The organism is Desulfocicer niacini (assembly GCF_054657595.1).
The window spans coordinates 140604-156865 of the sequence record NZ_BAAHYK010000003.1; the positions used below are offsets into that span (position 1 = coordinate 140604).

11 protein-coding genes are annotated in these 16262 nt (G+C 47.1%); 10 read left to right on the plus strand and 1 reads right to left on the minus strand.

What is annotated here, in order from left to right; all coding sequences use genetic code 11:
- Window positions 1-55: 55 nt before the first annotated feature.
- The 8 genes from ACYQ2M_RS02520 (at window position 56) to ACYQ2M_RS02555 (ending at window position 9969) form a co-directional block, all read left to right on the plus strand.
- Window positions 56-865, plus strand: a complete 810-nt coding sequence (locus tag ACYQ2M_RS02520) for an MlaE family ABC transporter permease (RefSeq protein ID WP_459914737.1) — start codon at window positions 56-58, stop codon at window positions 863-865.
- A gap of 150 nt (window positions 866-1015) precedes the next feature.
- Window positions 1016-2275, plus strand: a complete 1260-nt coding sequence (locus ACYQ2M_RS02525) for an ABC transporter ATP-binding protein (protein ID WP_459914738.1) — start codon at window positions 1016-1018, stop codon at window positions 2273-2275.
- A complete protein-coding gene (locus ACYQ2M_RS02530; RefSeq protein ID WP_459914739.1) occupies window positions 2272-2754 on the plus strand; it encodes an MlaD family protein in 483 nt (160 codons plus the stop codon). The genes ACYQ2M_RS02525 and ACYQ2M_RS02530 overlap by 4 nt, the downstream gene beginning before the upstream one ends.
- Window positions 2751-3368: an MlaC/ttg2D family ABC transporter substrate-binding protein gene (locus tag ACYQ2M_RS02535; RefSeq protein WP_459914740.1), complete on the plus strand. Its 618-nt coding sequence runs from the start codon at window positions 2751-2753 to the stop codon at window positions 3366-3368. Before ACYQ2M_RS02530 ends, ACYQ2M_RS02535 begins: the two co-directional genes overlap by 4 nt.
- Before the next feature lie 248 nt (window positions 3369-3616).
- Window positions 3617-5872, plus strand: coding sequence for an inorganic phosphate transporter (locus ACYQ2M_RS02540; protein WP_459914741.1), 2256 nt, complete (start codon window positions 3617-3619; stop codon window positions 5870-5872).
- A gap of 12 nt (window positions 5873-5884) precedes the next feature.
- Entirely contained in the window at window positions 5885-7048 is a 1164-nt protein-coding gene (locus ACYQ2M_RS02545) for a hypothetical protein (protein ID WP_459914742.1), read from the plus strand.
- Between the two features lie 363 nt (window positions 7049-7411).
- Window positions 7412-9049 (plus strand): PhoU domain-containing protein, encoded by a 1638-nt coding sequence (locus tag ACYQ2M_RS02550; RefSeq protein WP_459914743.1) that lies wholly within the window; start codon window positions 7412-7414, stop codon window positions 9047-9049.
- 38 nt (window positions 9050-9087) lie between these two features.
- Entirely contained in the window at window positions 9088-9969 is an 882-nt protein-coding gene (locus tag ACYQ2M_RS02555; RefSeq protein ID WP_459914744.1) for a GAK system ATP-grasp enzyme, read from the plus strand.
- A 225-nt stretch (window positions 9970-10194) separates the two neighbouring features.
- Here the strand turns inward: ACYQ2M_RS02555 and ACYQ2M_RS02560 are convergent, their stop codons facing one another.
- On the minus strand, window positions 10195-10596 hold the full coding sequence (locus ACYQ2M_RS02560) for a beta-eliminating lyase-related protein (RefSeq protein ID WP_459914745.1): 402 nt from the start codon (window positions 10594-10596) through the stop codon (window positions 10195-10197).
- Between the two features lie 630 nt (window positions 10597-11226).
- Here ACYQ2M_RS02560 and ACYQ2M_RS02565 point away from each other — a divergent pair.
- Together ACYQ2M_RS02565 and ACYQ2M_RS02570 are read left to right on the plus strand one after the other, a co-directional pair.
- Window positions 11227-13545 (plus strand): TIGR00730 family Rossman fold protein, encoded by a 2319-nt coding sequence (locus ACYQ2M_RS02565; RefSeq protein WP_459914746.1) that lies wholly within the window; start codon window positions 11227-11229, stop codon window positions 13543-13545.
- A gap of 102 nt (window positions 13546-13647) precedes the next feature.
- A complete protein-coding gene (locus ACYQ2M_RS02570; RefSeq protein ID WP_459914747.1) occupies window positions 13648-16071 on the plus strand; it encodes a sensor histidine kinase in 2424 nt (807 codons plus the stop codon).
- The last annotated feature ends 191 nt before the right edge of the window (window positions 16072-16262 follow it).

A 16262-nucleotide genomic window follows, 5' to 3' on the forward strand; every position in this document is an offset into this window, starting at 1 on the left:
TGGTGTATGTCGTATTCATTTCCTTAACTCTTTCATCAGGTGGGTTGTCTTTTTTATGAAAAATGACTTCGTTCAGAATCCGGTTATGCGGTCTTTTAATGTCATGGGAGGCGCCTTTTTGACCATGATAAGATCCTTTGGAAAAATTGCTGTTTTCATGGGGCTGTCTCTGGTGGGAATTTTTGCAAAAAAACAGCTTAAAAATATTCTGCTTCATGTGTATTACATTGGCGTGCGCTCCATTTCCATTGTCATGCTGGTGGCGCTCTTCACCGGAATGGTTCTGGGTCTTCAGCTCTATTATACCCTGGTTAAATTTGGCTCGGGGGGCGTGTTGGGCTCTGCCATTGGCCTGACCCTTGTGCGGGAGCTGGGACCGGTGCTGACAGCCATCATGGTGACGGCAAGGGCCGGATCGGCCATAACCACGGAAATCGGAATTCAACGCATTACAGAACAGATAGATGCCCTGTTTACCATGGGGGTCAATCCCATTCGTTATCTGGTAAGCCCCCGGATTGCAGCCGCCGTTATCAGTTTCCCGATTTTAACGGCCTTGTTTGATCTTATTGGATTTCTGGGGGGGTATCTCACCGGGGTTGTACTTCTGGGCCTGGACTCCGGTACCTATATATATCGTCTTCGCGCCAGTATTACCCTGGTTGATATCAATGGCGGTTTTATTAAATCCATTGTTTTTGCCATGATTGTATCTCTGGCATGCTGTTACAATGGGTTTTATACCCATCTTCGAAGTGACAGCTTCGGCGCAAAAGCAGTGGGTCTTTCAACCACCACAGCTGTGGTGGTTTCCTGTGTCTGGATTTTGATCTCAGATTATGTTGTAACCTCTTTTCTCATGTAAAATCGGGCCTTGATCTTAACATGGCCCGCCATTAATTACGATGACGGCCAGATGTTGTGCCCAAGCCCCAAAGACCGATACCCCGGCTTTAGCTGTCCAGCATATGACAGAATAAACCGCCGGATTATCACGTAAAGGTAAGGATGGTGCATGGACAATCCCATCATAGAATTTAAAAATGTAGTGAAACGCTTTGGAGATAAAACCGTTCTTGATGGCGTGAGTTTTACGCTCAATGAAGGAGAGATCACCACCATCATCGGTAAAAGCGGCACCGGCAAAAGTGTCATGCTCAAACATCTCATAGGGCTTATGGAACCAGACAGCGGCACCCTTTATTACAGGGGACAAGAACTTGCCTCTTTAAAAGGACGTCAACGGCGAAAATATCTGGGGCAAATGAGTTATATGTTCCAGGGAAATGCACTTTTTGATTCCATGACCGTGTTTGAAAATGTGGCCTTCCCCCTGGAACAGACCACCCGGTTAGGCAAAGATGAGATAAAGAGCCGGGTCATGGATAAACTCGAAAAAACGGATCTTTTGGATGTGGTTCATCGTTTTCCTTCGGAGTTGTCAGGCGGCATGCAGAAAAGGGTGGCCTTCAGTCGCGCCCTGGTAACAGACCCCGGCATCGTTCTCTTTGATGAGCCCACCACAGGCCAGGATCTTATTCGTCGCAATGCCATTTTAAGCATGATTGCCGAATATAAATCAAAATTTAATTTTACGGCTGTTATTATCAGTCATGATCTTCCAGATGTTTTGTTTATCTCAAACCGGGTGCTGGTTCTCTATGAAGGTCAGATTGTGTTCCAGGGAGCCCCCGATGCCTTTGAAGATTTTGATCACCCCTATGTGGATGAATTTGTTCACAGCCTTGAAGGGTTTCAGCAACACATGCCGGAGCTTTATTCCAGGCGAAATTTCAAGTTGCGTTATAAAAATGCCCTTAGATTGAAACCCGCAGAATCATCCTATGTGGTGGCTATTTTCAGTATTTCTGATTTTGGTATCCTGTGCGAAAAAGTGGGCCATACCACGGGGTACTCCCTGGTCAAGGAACTTGGCATGGTCATCAGCAATCATTTTGATGCGGTGGGAGGCTTTTCCACAAGACAGCGCAGAAGTCGATTCATGACGGTACTGCCCTTTTCCACTGCCAGTGAGGCCAGCGATCTCATCGAAGCCTTCAGCAGAGACTTGGCGGAACATGGCTTTGATTATATAAAGTTAAAAAACAAGGATCTTAATACATTGGATGCCCCGGTATATAAAATAACGGTTATGGCCGGAATGGCTGAGGGCAGAGTCGCAAAGGACGGCATTAACGACGTGCTTGAAAGAGCACGTGAAAACCTTTTTGAAATCGGAAACTTTAAGTGCGTTGCCGGGAGGTGCAGCCTGTGAAAAAAAACGTATATGAATCCATTGCCGGCGTGTTTGTCTTCGTCGGTTTAATTGTTCTGGTCTATATGACCTTGAATCTGGGAGATGTTTCCCTGTTTGACGAAAATACCATTATTTTAAAAGCCAGATTTAACAGCGTATCCGGTTTGCGGGCTGGCAATCCCATTGAAATGTACGGTATAGAGATCGGCAATGTGGATACCCTGGACATTGATAAGGACGTTCAAAGGGCCATTGTCACCATGAAGATTCAAAAACGTGCCGAAATTTATTCCGATGCCATTGCTTCAATTAAAACAGCTGGATTGATCGGGGATAAGTTTATAAATATTGATCCCGGTGGGGCAGGCACTCCCCTGAATCATGGGGATGTCATTATCAATACGGAATCCCCTCTGGATATCACCGATCTTATTGGAAAATATGCCTTCGGATCCGTGGGTGAAGAAAAAACCGGTTTTGGGGAGGAAATTAAATGAGAACTGTTACGGTTTTATGTTTGTTGTTTTCACTGTTGATTCCCATGTCTGTGCATAATGTGTATGCCGCAACGGCCACAGATACCATGACAGTCACAACAGATGCTGTTTTAAAGGTACTTACAGATCCCCGGCTGAAGGATGAGAAACAGCTGGAGACCAAAAAAGAAAAGCTCTGGGTGATTGTGGACAGTGTTTTTGATTATGGGCTCTTGTCACAGAATTCACTTGGCATGACCTGGCGCCGGATCACACCTGAACAGCAGGAACAATTTTCAAGACTATATGCTTTATTGCTGGGAAAAACCTATATGGATCGAATTCTTTCCTATGGAGATGAGAAAGTCACCATTGGAAAAGAGATTGCCTTGGCAGCGGACATTGCCGAGGTTCAAACCCGTATTTTATCGAAAAATACCGAAATCCCAATTTTTTATCGATTGATTTCCAGAAATGGTGAATGGAAAGTCTTTGATGTCATCATTGAGGGGGTCAGTCTGACAAAAAATTATCGCAGCCAGTTTAATAATTTTCTGAATGGAAAATCCATGGATCAGCTGATGGAGTTACTGGAGAAAAAAACGAACGGTGTCAGACCAGATAGGCATAAATAATTTCCACCCTGCCACCGTTGGAGATGCATTCTGACAGATGGGAGATGTTTTTTTTATATTGGGCTTGGCATTCTAAATCTTTTGGACAGCGCCCCCTCTTTACATGTTTTTGATTAAATTTTGTTTGTTAGTATTGTGTTAGTATTTTGTTTTAATATTGTGATCATACCCAATCTGGATTATTAAACATCAGGAAAAGGCGATTTTGTCCGCTATTTTTTAAATCATCTACTTATCGGGTATAAAAAATGAATATAGAATTTTATTTTTTTGCGGTATGCATCCTTTTATTGTTTGCTGTGTTTGATCTTGTGGTGGGAGTATCCAACGATGCCGTTAATTTTCTTAACTCCTCCATCGGTTCAAAAGCCGCTCCTTTTAAAACCATCATGCTCATTGCAAGCCTGGGAATTCTTGCCGGGGTGACCTTCTCTGGAGGCATGATGGAGGTGGCCCGAAAAGGTATTTTTCATCCCCAGTTTTTCACCATGCCCAATCTGATGACTATTTTTCTGGCAGTGATGCTCACCGATATTTTGCTTCTGGATCTTTTTAACACCCACGGACTTCCAACCTCCACCACGGTATCCATTGTTTTTGAGCTCTTAGGTGCTGCCGTAGCCGTGTCGTTGATCAAAATCATGACCGCTGTGGACGGTACCATGGCCATATGGGATTACATCAATACGGCCAAGGCAATGATGATTGTTTTTGGTATTTTGCTTTCCATTATTGTGGCTTTTTTCTCCGGGGCCGTGGTTCAATTTTTTTCCCGGTTGCTTTTCACCTTTGATTATGAACCCCGTTTGAAAAAATATGGTGCCGTGTGGGGCGGGGTGGCCATGACGGCCATTACCTTTTTTATTTTAATCAAGGGTGCCAAGGGTTCCACCTTCATGACTCCCGGGATGGTGACCTGGATTAAAGGGCACTCTTTTTTGATCATGTGCGTTATCTTTGGCGTGTCTGCGGTTATTTTTCAGGTGATGTTGAGCTTTTTCAAGGTGAACATTTTAAAACCTATTATTCTTGTGGGAACCTTTGCCCTGGCCATGGCTTTCGCCGCCAATGACCTGGTGAATTTCATCGGGGTTCCCCTGGCAGGGTTAAATGCCTATCAGACGGCCATAGCCTCCACGGACCCCATGGGTATCGCCATGACGGCATTGAGTAAACAGATTCATTCCCATACCGTTCTTCTGCTCCTGGCCGGGGCCATCATGGTTCTTACCCTCTGGCTTTCCCGAAAAGCCAAAACTGTAACAGAGACAGAAATAAGTCTGGGGCAGCAAGATGAGGGCACCGAACGATTTGAATCCATCTGGCTTTCCCGAAAAATCGTTAATATGGTGGATTCGACCTTTGGTTCCATAAAGCGGCTGATTCCCCAAGAGATTCGCATTACCGTGGCCAGGAGATTTAATCCCGTCACAGCTTCTGTTGCCTTAAATCATAAAGATAAACCGTCATTTGACCTTATTCGTGCATCGGTGAACCTCATGGTGGCCAGTGCCGTGGTATCGCTGGCAACTTCGTACAAACTGCCGCTATCCACCACCTATGTCACCTTTATGGTGGCCATGGGCTCCTCTTTTTCAGATCAGGCATGGGGCAGAGAGAGTGCCGTTTATAGAGTGACCGGTGTTCTGACTGTCATCGGGGGCTGGTTCATGACGGCCCTGATTGCATTTGTGGTTTCGTTTGTGTTTGCCCTGGTTCTTTTTCATTTTCAGATTCTGGGGGTTATCGGCCTTGTGGTCATGGCAGGTTTTCTTATCTGGAAAAATCAGATCAAGCATAAAAGCCGTGAACAAGAGAAAGATGAGATCAATATCTTCACCATGAACGAGGTGAATAATTTTCAGGATGCCGTTTCTGATACATTCGATCATCTTGCCTATCTCCTTAAAAATATCCGGGAGTCCCTTGTTATCGGCTTTGATGCCCTTTTTGAAGAAGATCTGGACAGTTTGAGAAAGGAACGTGACCGGGTGAAGCAATTTCAGCTGTGGACCAATATCATCATTGCCAATATATTTAAGGTTCTGAGACTGCTGCAGCAGGAAGATATCAAAACCTCCTATAATTATTATCAGATTATCCGACGTCTTCAGAAGCTTTCTGATGGCCACAGGGATATCATTATCCGCTCCACCCGCCATGTGAGCAACCGCCACTCGGGGCTTTTGCCGGTACAGATAGAAGAGCTGAAGCAGATAAGAGCCTGTGTGGTCAACATCCTGTCCATGATGGAAGAGGCATTTAATAAAAAAAAACTGCTCCAGCATGAGAATATCATTGCAGAATTCAACAATATGAAAACATTGATTAACACCTGTAATGAAAATCAGATCCAGCGTATCAGAGACGACTCCTCCAAGACCCGGTTGAGTATTCTCTTTTATGCCATCAGCGGTAATTGTTTGATGATGATGCGCCAGAATGCCCGGCTTATTGACATTTTCAATGATGCATTTTCCATGGATGACGGGCCAAAATCGTAAAAACATAAAATCATGAAACAGTCAACGCATCAGCCGAACCTGAAAGCTGTCTGGGGTAAATCTGAAAAGATTCCCCGGGAGATCACCCAGGAGGATTATGATTTTTTCTTCGAAGTGGTCTCCTTTACCCTCAATACAGAACAGAAAAACAGAATTGTTTTTCCCGAAAAACGATTTCCACGTCAGACATCGGTTCTGGCTGTTCACTGGCATCCAGAATTTATTCCCATGGAGTTGATTTCACAACGTTTGGATCAACTTTTTCCCCATCGGGAAGATGAATTGATCATTCCCACCCAGCACAATGAGATTCTGGCGTTTGACGGGTTTGCCGGTGTTGAAGTGGATTGTTATTCCAAAGGGTTTAACCAGAAGGTACAGTTGCTGCTGCATTTTAAGGAAGCCAATGTCCGAAAGGCGCATACGTTGAAGAAAATGCTGGATCATACCTTCAGGTATCGTTCTTCCCAGCTGTTTGACTTTATGGATACCATTATCCGGCCCCGGGAAGATCGGATTGAAAAGGCTGCCCGCCAGACAGGTGCAGATGCTGACTTGATTGATTTTGTGCGGATATATGTGAAAAAAATAGAAACCCTCATTGATCAAAACCACTCCGAGCTTCCTCCATCTGCCATGAAAAACAAGGTATTGAGGAATTTTTTTGATCTGTTACGGCCTGAATATGGAGATCCCTTTATTGACAGGGTACAGACCTATTTGACGGCGGTGAAGAAAATCGTTAAGGCCGGTTTTTCTCTGAAGTATTTTTTCAGAACCTCTGAGATAATTGAAGAGGCCAGGGCGCTTAACGCCGGAATTATCATTCCCCATCCCGAGCAGTTCTGGCCAGTGCTCCTGGCGGGCTACGATGTGGACGGGGTGGAGGTCTGGAATCCCCAGTCCCATCGCTATACTGATTTTCTTATATCCGTGATCCAGGGGATGAACGAAAAACAGGGCCGTTTCGGTCGGAAATTGCTGATATTAATGGGAGACGATACCCATTTTGGAGAAAAAATAAAAGATACTGATACCCAGGATCCCACCAAAGCGCAACGCGAAATAGGCGTGCAGCCCCCCTGGGATGATCTTGACATCGGAAAACAACTTATCAAGGGTAACGTAAGCCGAAAACGGGTGATTGAAGAATATAAGATCCGCTTGTCCATATAAAGGGCATGTCCTGCCGGACACAACGAATAATGGGTCGCAGACGCGGAGCCAAATGGCAATATGCCGCCGCCCCCCCGACGGGCAATGGTCCCGGACCGGAATTGTAGACAGCTCAACTGTCCGGTTCCTATTGCCCATCGGAGGGGGCGGCTCTGCTGAGGTTGCCTTGGAGGCTGCCTTTTCATATAAAACATGCATGGCAGTAACCCTCTGCCACAACGAAAATTGAAAGTCTCATTATTACAGAATGTTATAATGAGTTTTGTATAAAAAATCGCCAAGGGCGGACCCCAGCCCAAAGTGGCCCATGTTTTGACCAAACCCCAGAAAACATATAATCTACCATAAAGGTAATGACGCATCATGCAGGATATCATCGGGAATTTCAAGCTGCTCGCCATTGAGACGGAAAATCAGATTATGCTCACCCATGGCCTGCTTTCTGATTTTAATATTGATGTGCTGGAAAAGATAACCGCCAAGGACGATTACATCGACAATTTAAAGACCACCGTGGAAAACGCCTGCTTTTCAAATATTTATCATATGGCAAAATCTCCGGATATGGCACCCTTGAATCGTATGCGGGCACTTCATATTATCTGTGTCAATCTTGAACGGATTGCCGATTTCTGTGTGAACATTGCCCGTCAGACCCAATACCTCACCAGTAAGGATTTTATCCAGAAATATGATTACCAGTCCATGTTTATGGAAATTCAAACCAGTATACACAGGGTTACCTGGGTCTTTGACCATGGGAACCTTTCCCAGGCCTTGGAGATCTGCCGCGCCGAATTTAAGCTTGACGACATGTGGGCCCAAACCTTTAATATTCTTCTGGAAGATCTTAAAAAAGGGGATGAGGTGACCAACCTGGTCACCACTATCTTTATTTTTCGATACCTGGAACGCATCGGAGACTCCATTTTAAACATTGGAGAGGCGCTTATTTTTGCCATCATGGGGGATCGCATTAAAATCCGCCAGGTGGAGGCCCTGGAAAAAACCCTGACGGAATCGGGATTTAAAGGCAGTCTGGGTGACATTGATTTTGCATCCATCTGGGGGTCCCGTTCGGGGTGTCGCATCAGCAAGGTGAGCCGGAAAAAACCATCGGGTTTTAAAGCCCAGGGGATTTTCAAGGAAGGAAAGATCGGAAAGATTCAGAAGGAAAGGGGCAATATTCAAAGGTGGGAGGATATTTACCCCGGGCTTGCGCCAAAGGTGCTGGGATATTATGAAAAATACAGGACCGCCTCCCTTTTGGTGGAATATCTTGCCGGGTGTACCTTGGATCAGGTATTTTTAACGGAAAGTCCCGAAGTGATGGACAATGTCACATTTGTTTTGGAGCAAACCCTCATGGATGTATGGAACAAAACCTTGACGCCCCAGGTTTTCCAGACCGATTACATGAAACAGCTCATGGATCGCCTTGCCGCAGTTGATCGGGTTCATCCTAAATTTTTCCGCTCCCGTCGTTCCCGCAAGGGGCCAGACCGCACCCCCACTTTCGACCTTGTGAAAACCTGCCAGAGCCTTGAAAACGCATTGCCAGCACCGTTCACTGTGTTTATCCATGGCGACTTTAATACAAATAATATTGTCTATAATCATGACGAGCAAAAAATCCATTACATTGACCTGTACCGCTCCCAGGATGGAGATTATGTTCAGGATGCCGCCGTTTTTCTGATTTCAAATTTCAGGATGCCGGTGTTTGAGGCAGATCTTCGTGCCCGCTTAAACAGGGTTTCAGATCAATTTTATGAGATCTTTCGAAGTTTTGCGCTTCTCAAGGGAGATAAGACCTTTGAGGCCAGACTGAGCCTTGCACTTGCCAGATGTTTTTTGACTTCCACACGCTTTGAGTTGAACAGGGGCTTTGCAAGGGATATGTCCAGCAATGCTGGCCAGTTGATGGCCCGGATAATTGATCATCAGGGTAACCCCTGGGAGACCTTCGAATTTCCAAGGGAAATACTGCTTTATAACTGAAAAATTGGATTCAGGTTTTTCGAAATGGAGAAAAAATCATGATAAAAATAGGGGTGGTGGGAACCCCGGGGGGCTGGTCTTCGGAAAGACTGGCCGATGCCGTTGAAAGGAGAACCGGATTTCGCCTTATTATCGATTTCAAGCACGTTTCCTTGGATCTTGGCACCGGCAATGTCTGGCATGAAGAGATGGATATTTCCCGGCTGGATGCCCTTATGGTTAAAAAAGCAGGGCCACATTATTCACCGGGTCTTTTGGATAACCTTGAAATATTAAGATTCCTTCAGGGGCGGGGGGTGCCTGTTTTTTCAGATCCCCGGCGTATCATTGGGGTATTAAACAGGCTGAGCTGCACCGTGACCCTGAAAAATGGGGGTATTCCCATGCCGCCCACCACCATTACCCAAGATACGGAAAAGGCATTTAAAGTGGTGGAGACCTACGGGGAAGCCGTTTTAAAACCCATGTTCTCTTCCAAGGCCAGGGGGATGGAAGTGATGAAGCCGGCGGGTGATTGTCGCCAGAGAATTAAATCCTTTTCTGAAAAATATGGCATGATGTACATCCAGAAAAGAGTGGATTTCGGCGGCCAGGATTTGGGGCTCGTCTTTCTTGGCGGGAAATATCTTACCACCTATGCCAGATGTGCTCAGGGGGCTTCATGGAATACCACCACCCGGTCCGGTGGAAAATACAGGGCCTGTGAGCCGTCACCGGATATCATTGCCCTTGCCCATCGCGCCCAGGCCCTGTTCGGGCTTGATTTCACCTGCGTGGATGTCGCCGAGACATCCGAAGGTCCTGTGGTGTTTGAAGTGTCCGCCTTTGGTGGATTTAAAGGCATCCATACGGCCACCGGTATGGATGCCGCAGATCTTTACGTGGCCTATGTGCTGGAACGGCTTAAAAACGCGTGTTGATCAGATGATCCGATTTTCCAAAGACATTCCCATCGCTTCCGTGTCATTTCGCTTTGACCCAGGGCTTTTCTATACATGGCCTTTGCCATGCATGGAAAAGGCGGGACCGGGTGGCCTTTGGAAGTGAGTGCTGGGGGTTGCTTTTGGGGTCAGCATAATGCCATTTTCAATAGTGGTTGTTGCAGGAGGAAGCTGTCATAAGGGGTATTCGGTAATGGGTTTCGTTTATCTCTTCTGTGAATTGAAAAAGGCTTTAAAGCCCTCAATGACGCTGGAGCTGATGTTAAGGTGGGTGACCAGCCGGAGATGATCTTCACCGGAGATCAGTATGCCTCTTTCCTTCATAAAGGATGACAGACCGTTCCCTTTTCTCCGTGTGGAAACAAATACCATGTTGGTCTGCCCGGAATCCGGGGAGATGTCCATGCCGTCAATGGCGGAAAGACCTGTTGCAAGGCGTGCGGCATTCTCATGATCAAGGGCCAGCCGTTGGACATTGTTTTCCAGTGCATACAGTCCGGCCGCCGCCAGAATACCGGAAACATCGTCCCCTACCTCGGTCCGGGCCATGCAGTCGCGCATGGCCTCATTGGGTTTTGTTACCCTATCACTTCTAAGATCAATCAATGGTTTTATTTTTTTTCCATTGGTATTGCGTGGTATTGCGGATGATAAAGGTGCATACAAAGCAAAATGCAGACACACACAATTTGTAAATATTCGGGTTGGGCGAATATTTATCATAATTTATACCAAGGATGATATCATTCTTTCTTTTATTATGGCAATGCAAAACAAAGCATGTTATAAGTGACAGTTTGATTGTATTTTTGGCATTTTTATTTTCCTGTTTGTGATTAAAAGACCAACTGTTTCGTTTCTGGGATTTTTTTAAAAAGGGAATATTTCATTCCCGCTTTACACTTTAGTAGAGCAATGTTCTTACCTGGGAACGCCGACGAGACGTCCGCGCTCCCGGATATAGCAAAATGGGTAATTTGTTTTAAGACCGATTCCTTAAAAAGTGTACACTATTTTTTTGTTCATATGATGGGTGCCTTAAAAAGCATTAAATGCGCTTAATATGGGCATTTAAATTTGCCAAATTTTGGATTAAATAGTCGGCCAGCACCCCATCTTTCCCTATTTGGCCTGCTCACTTTAAGTACAAGTATCAATAACGTGAGCCTGATCTCTTCCCTGAATGGCTGATTGTGTAACAAAATCCTAAATTTTTGTATGGAGTATGATATTTTGATGAAATCCATTTGTGTTTTTTTGGGCTCCAATGAAGGCACCAACCCGCTTTATGTGCAGGCAGCCCGGGACATGGGCCGGGAGCTGGCCCGCCGCGGCATGACCTGCGTATATGGGGGGGCCAACACCGGGCTGATGAAAGCGCTGGCAGATGAAGCCCTGTGTGCCGGAGGCCGGGTGGTGGGCGTTACGGTACAGTCCCTGAAGGATAAGGAAAATTTTCATCCTGATCTGTCCAGGCTTCACGTGGTGAATACCATACAGGAGCGCAAGCGTCTTATGATCAGGCTTTCTGACGGCTTTATTGCCTTGCCCGGGGGCATTGGCACCCTGGAGGAGTTATTTGAGGTACTCACTCTCAGCGTGATGGGATTTCATGTCAAACCCTGCGCTCTTTTAAACGTTAACCACTATTGGAATCGTCTTACCGGTTTCCTGGATCATGCCATGGATCAGGGGTTCATGAAAATTCCGGGGGAAAATCTGCTGATTCAGGCAGAGACTCCAGTCAGGGTGCTGGACCTTCTCTGCGCCGCCTCCAAAGAGACCTCCTGCCCGACGGTGCCCCAGGAAGCATCGGAACCAGCGGGAAGCTGTTCCTGTAGCTTTTGCACCCTTGAAGAAACTGCAGAGGGGCAGGGAGGTGATGTGCTCCCCTCTTTTTTTATAAACGGACATCCGGAAGAGAAAATAAAAAAACTCCTCCGGGCCGTGGAAGAGAGTCCCGCCTCTGTGGTAATCACCGATGCGGATGGTGCCATTGAATATGTCAATTCAAAATTCTGTGAAGTCACTGGATATGCCGTGGCCGAGGTCATCGGACTCAATCCCCGGCTTCTCAACGCCGAAATCCAGCCCAAAGCCTTTTACCTGGAGATGTGGGAGACCCTGAACCAGGGAAAGGAGTGGCGGGGAGAATTCTGCAATAAAAAGAAGGATGGTACCCTGTACTGGGAACATGCGTCCATTTCTCCTCTGCGCGATTCCCGGGGCACCATTACCCATTATGTGGCAGTCAAGGAAGATATTACCGAAAACAAGCGTATGCTTCTTGAGTTGGAGAAAGCCCGGCAGGCGGCCGAGACGTCCAACATCGCTAAAAGCGATTTTCTGGCAGGCATGTCCCATGAGTTGCGCACACCCCTGAATTCCATCATCGGCTTTTCAGAGGTGCTTCAGGATAGGTTTTTTGGTCCTTTGACGGATAAACAGAGTGAATACATCGACGACATCCTCGGTGCTGGACGGCATCTGTTATCTTTGATCAATGATGTCCTGGACCTGTCCAAGGTGGAGGCTGGTAAAATGACACTGGAGATCTCAACGGTCAAGGTGACCGATGTGATTCACACGGGTCTTGTCATGCTCAAAGAAAAAATAGCCCATCATGGCATTACGGTGAAAACTGATTTTAAAGATCAGTGCTACAAACTTACCCTGCCCGCCGATGAACGCAAACTTAAACAGATTGTCTTCAACCTTCTTTCCAATGCCGTTAAATTCACCCCGGACGGGGGCGCTATCACCATTGATATGATGGTGTTGGATCCTGGTCATATTTCCGATACCGCCCCCATCCCTCCAGACTGGATAAGAGAGGTTGTCGGGCGTATGGGAAACCAGTCGCGCCTGATTATCAGCATCGCAGATACCGGCATCGGTATTTCCTCCAAAGATCTGCCTCAAATTTTTGATGAATTTTACCAGACATCGGCGGGCATCCGGGCCAACACCTCAGGTACGGGCCTGGGGTTGCCCCTGAGCAAAAAAATGGCCAAACTCCATGGAGGCACCATAACTGCCCACAGTGCGGGACCGGACAAGGGCAGCCGATTTACCCTTCAGCTGCCCATTATGACGGCATCAGGCAACAGACTCGCCTCCGATTCCAAGGCCCGGAGACAATGGGAGCGGCTCTTACCGGACAGTGAACTGTTGACACATCTCCAGCGCATACACGCGCTGTCCAGGCGTCACAAGCGCTGTTACACCATCTGCCGGGTCTGGCCCAGTAAGGATATCCATCAATCGAAATGTGATGCCCTGCGCACGGCCCTGCAAAAGAGCATTCGTACCCACGACTACGCGGAATTTGAGCTCAAGGAGAGCATTGTCTTTATCCTCCAGGAAACCGACACCTCTGGCGGTAGCGTTTTTTGTGATCGCATTAATCGGATTCTGAACACGTTTTCCACCCGACAGTCCACTCCCCTTCGGGTTGCCAGTTTTTCCGGGCATGACTCCGACACCCTGGACGTGATGCTGGAACAGTTGCTGCTGTTACAGGAAACACCCGCAACCTTGCCGGCAAAGCAATGATGGCCGGATGTGTCGATTATATGACCGAACCCATTAACACATGAGATTTTATTAACCTTGTGAATCGGTTTTTTAATGCCTCTTAACATGACAACATCCCAGATGGAACAGCCCATCCGATTCAAGGAAATGCGCGGATTTTTCCTGATCTATTTCAGCATCTGCATTCTTCTGGCCCTTGTAATTTTTCTTCCCCAGTACCTGACCCAGCGCCGGGTATTTTTCTTTCAGCTGGAAACCATGCAGAAGGAAGAGGTGAATCTTCACTACGCCGTCATTACGGACATGTTCAATTCCATCACTTCAGATCTCATGGTGCTGGCCCACCAGGAGGGCCTGAAACGCTTTATTGAAACTGGTGACCCTGCGGATTTGGAGTCCTTCAGCAGCCTGGCCCTGTCCATGAACCAGTACAAGAATGTATATGATAAAATTCGATTCATCGACTACCGGGGCATGGAACAAATACGTATCCAGAGTACAGGGGACACCGTTTTTCAGGTTTCTTCGAAGAATTTGCAGAACAAGGCCCACCACCATTATGTGGAAGAAACCCGGAAGCTGCCCCCCAATGGCATTTTCATGTCTCCTCTGGACCTGAATAAGGAAAATAACCTCATTGAACGCCCCTTCAAACCCATGCTTCGCATCGCCACACCCCTTTACAATACCAACGGGCAATACCGGGGCATGGTCATTCTGAATTACAAAGGCAAAGGTTTCCTTGAACGTATGAAGCAAACCACCCCAGGCAGGCACGTTTCCATCATTCCTCACTTGACCAACCGGGAAGGGTACTGGTTTCTCAGTGATCGGCCGGAAACGGAATGGGGCTTCATGTTGAAAGAACGGTCAAAATTCACCTTTCAAAACCGCTTCCCCCAGGCGTGGGAAAAGGCCATTTCCCACCAGGAAAAAGGACATGTGATGACCCCCAATGGTCTTTTTTCTTTTGCCACCTTTTACCCGGTACAGAAATGCCGCACCTTCTTGAAACAACATAGAGTCGATATTAAAGTGATATTTGCGGACCGCCTGGACCCATTGGCCTGGAAAATCATTTTCCATACCCCCCGGGAACAGATCCAGGCCACCCTGAACTCTCAGAATATGGGCCTTGCGTTCATGCTGATCCTGTTCACCGGGGGCGGCACTCTGATGTCCTGGTGCGGGGCACGCTACATGGTGATAAAGCATACCCAGCGCCTTTCCCAGGCCAATGAGCAGCTGAAAAAGGAAATCCAGCGCCGGACAAAGGTGGCCGAGGCCCTGCAAAGATCTGAAATCCGCTTCCGTAGCACCTTTGAGCAGGCCGCCGTGGGCATCTCCCATGTGTCCCCTGAAGGAAAAGTGATCCGAATAAATGAACGAGCCTGCCATATCCTGGGCTATGATCGCAGTGAACTGCTGCAGATGGACCTTCAGGAACTCACCCATCCCAGTGATCTACCGGAGGATCTTGACCTGGTTCAGCAGGTGCTTGACGGCAAAATTTCCCGGTACGCCATGGAAAAACGCTACATCCACAAAAACGGTCATCCCATCTGGTGCAACCGTAGTGTATCCCTGCTGCGCAATTCAGACGGCACCCCCCACTATTTTATCTCGGTGCTGGAGGATATCAGCCAGCGCAAAAAAGCCGAAGCCCAGCTGTACGCCGCAAAAATCGAAGCAGAAGAGGCCAACATGGCCAAAAGTAATTTTCTTAACAGCATAAGTCATGAGTTACGTTCCCCCCTGAACGCCGTCATCGGGTTTTCCGAGGTATTGCTGGATCAATTTTTCGGTCCATTGAAAAAGGAACAGGTGGAATACCTAAACGATATCCTTCAATCGGGACAACATCTGCTGACCCTGATCAATGACATCCTGGATTTTTCCAAGCAGGAGACAAAAGAAACACGTTTTTCACCCGTCTCCACCGCCCTTGAACCGGTGATGGTCGAATCCCTGAAAATCACCGAATCCATGATAAAGGAAAAACAGATCCAGGTGATCCGCGATCTGCCGGAAGAATTCAGTAAGATTTATCTCCATTCCGATCCTGTCAGACTCAAGCAGATCTTCAATAACCTGCTTTCCAACGCCGTTAAATTCACCTCCAAGGGCGGCACCATAACCATCACCGGTAAAACCGTGCCGGATGTCTGTCCTCCATCCAAGATATCTGGAGAGGACCATGCACCTCTGAATGCCTCACAAACCATCACCTCACAGGCTGTGCCGGGTGTTGAAATCTGCATCCGGGACACGGGCATCGGTCTGGCCCCCCGGCATATGGATAAAATTTTTGAGAGCTTTTTTCAGGTGGAAAACGGCATTTCCGGCAAAAGCCCGGGCACCGGCCTGGGCCTTCCCCTGGTTAAACGGTTTGTGGAGATGCACAAAGGGCATATATGGGTGAACAGTGACGGTTTGGGAAAGGGCAGCTGCATCTGTTTTACCATTCCCCTGGCCTCGGATGAGGATGGTCTGCATACCCCCCAAGAAAAATTTTCAGTGACACAAGAGGAACTTGAAAAATGATAAATATCACAGCCCCTTTATGACCATGGCCAGGCAAGGATAGGAGATGTGACCCAGGCATTCCAGGCATTGGATCGTCAAAATAATTCCAATGCAGGCTTCAGAGCAGTGTTTGTATACGTAAATTTTTGACGCTTAACTTGCATATTATCGTCATTTATGTTTTGTATTTATAACGTGTTAACAATAGA

Coding starts and splice junctions, on each gene's coding strand:
- ACYQ2M_RS02520 (WP_459914737.1), top strand. CDS start 56: ATGAAAAATGACTTCGTTCAGAATCCGGTTATGCGGTCTTTTAATGTC.
- ACYQ2M_RS02525 (WP_459914738.1), top strand. CDS start 1,016: ATGGACAATCCCATCATAGAATTTAAAAATGTAGTGAAACGCTTTGGA.
- ACYQ2M_RS02535 (WP_459914740.1), top strand. CDS start 2,751: ATGAGAACTGTTACGGTTTTATGTTTGTTGTTTTCACTGTTGATTCCC.
- ACYQ2M_RS02540 (WP_459914741.1), top strand. CDS start 3,617: ATGAATATAGAATTTTATTTTTTTGCGGTATGCATCCTTTTATTGTTT.
- ACYQ2M_RS02545 (WP_459914742.1), top strand. CDS start 5,885: ATGAAACAGTCAACGCATCAGCCGAACCTGAAAGCTGTCTGGGGTAAA.
- ACYQ2M_RS02550 (WP_459914743.1), top strand. CDS start 7,412: ATGCAGGATATCATCGGGAATTTCAAGCTGCTCGCCATTGAGACGGAA.
- ACYQ2M_RS02555 (WP_459914744.1), top strand. CDS start 9,088: ATGATAAAAATAGGGGTGGTGGGAACCCCGGGGGGCTGGTCTTCGGAA.
- ACYQ2M_RS02565 (WP_459914746.1), top strand. CDS start 11,227: ATGAAATCCATTTGTGTTTTTTTGGGCTCCAATGAAGGCACCAACCCG.
- ACYQ2M_RS02570 (WP_459914747.1), top strand. CDS start 13,648: ATGGAACAGCCCATCCGATTCAAGGAAATGCGCGGATTTTTCCTGATC.